We start from the raw sequence: 440 nt of genomic DNA, 5'->3' as shown, positions 1-440 counted from the left end.
GTGTTACTGGTGCACTGGCTGCGTTCTACCACGATTCGCTGAATGTGAATAAACCACGTCACCGCGAAATCGCCGCTTTCCGTCTGCTGTCCAAAATGCCGACCAGGGGCGCGATGTGCTACAAATGCTCCATCGGACAGCCGTTCGTGTACCCGCGTAATGATCGCTCTTACGCCGGTAACTTCCTGAACATGATGTTCTCCACGCCGTGCGAAAAATATGAAGTAAACCCGATTCTGGAACGCGCAATGGACCGTATCTTGATCCTGCACGCCGACTACGAACAGAACGCCTCGACGTCTACCGTACGTACCGCGGTTTCGTCTGGCGCTAACCCGTTTGCCTGCATTGCACCCGGTATTGCTTCTCTGTGGGGACCGGCACACGGCGGTGCAAACGAAGCTGCACTGATAATGCTTGAAGAAATCAGCTCCGTTTAA

The 440-nt window shown here is 54.1% G+C and carries 1 pseudogene; it reads left to right on the top strand.

Annotated features, from left to right (window positions below):
- Window positions 1–440, top strand: a pseudogene (locus ACU8YC_RS27910) (citrate/2-methylcitrate synthase); the annotation flags it as partial.

It is taken from the genome of Citrobacter sp. VF227, assembly GCF_052950715.1.
The sequence above is the reverse complement of the archived record's forward strand: the minus strand, read 5'-3'. Positions and strand labels throughout refer to the sequence as shown.